This window comes from Companilactobacillus tucceti DSM 20183 (assembly GCF_001434665.1).
Lineage (GTDB): Bacteria > Bacillota > Bacilli > Lactobacillales > Lactobacillaceae > Companilactobacillus > Companilactobacillus tucceti.
On the sequence record NZ_AZDG01000040.1, the window covers coordinates 1 to 1,160 of the forward strand.

Annotated in this window: 1 protein-coding gene; it reads left to right on the top strand. The window is 33.8% G+C overall.

Annotated features, from left to right (window positions below; all coding sequences use genetic code 11):
• Positions 1-79: 79 nt before the first annotated feature.
• On the top strand, positions 80-1,160 hold a 1,081-nt coding region (locus FC72_RS10550; RefSeq protein WP_157051165.1), incomplete at its 3' end, for a transposase.

Consider the following 1,160-nt stretch of genomic DNA (forward strand, 5'->3'; position numbering starts at 1 on the left):
TGCACGATGGCTAACCCAGGAAAAAGTCCCATCATATAGGACCATTGCTCGCTTCATCGTCTCCGACGATGCCGAGCGAATGATCCGTTCTAGTTTCAAGCTAATGTATAAATTTCTTGTAGATAATAATTTGATTGATGATGCTATATTTATTGACGGAACTAAAATCTTAGCCAATGCCAATAAATATACTTTTGTTTGGAAGAAGAACATTATGCGCTTTGATGATATGAATCGTGAAAAGATAAATGTGGTTCTTAAGGAAATAAAAGAAGCAGAATCCAGTTCATGGGCACAGTCACTACCCATGGACTATGAAAAATTAGATTTAATTATAGCTAAGTTGGAAGAAAGATTAGATCAACTAGATCAAGAAGTGGAATCAACCAAAATGTTGTCTCCGAACCCTGCTAAGCAGGTTCGCAGGTCTATAAAATCAAAATTGCATAAGACTCGGCATATCAAAGAAAAACATGATAAATATGCTAAAGATATAAAAGTACTTGATGAGAGAAATAGTTTTTCAAGAACTGATAACGATGCTACCTTTATGCGTGTTAAAGAAGATCCTATGAATAATGGCCAGTTAAAACCTGGATACAATTTACAGATTGCAACTAATAATCAATTTGTACTCGACTATGATTTATATTGGAACCCAACGGATATTCGAACATTGACTCCATTTTTGAAAAGTATGACATGCCATAAAATTTTGAAATCAAATAAGTATATTGTGGCTGATGCCGGGTACGGCTCAGAAGCCAATTACAAATATATTGAAGATGAATTACCAGATCAGATACCATTAATTCCATATGGTACGATGCTGAAAGAAAATACGAAAAAATGGCAATCAGATGAACGCAAAGTTATGAATTGGAAATACAACGAGATTGATGACTATTACATCGACCTTAAAGGTGTTCGGTTCAACTTTTACAAATATACTAAACAAACAGATAAGTATGGTTTTGTTAAAAAGTTTAAGAATTATAAAGCTGAATACAAAGATGAAAACCAGAATATTATAAAGCCTGCCATTACCGCTGGCGGTAATGTTAGGTACATAAAAATAAACCCCGAATGGGAATATTTTAAAGCTAAAGAAAAAGAAAGACTTTACAGTGATATAGGAGCTAATATTTACGCTCGACGTA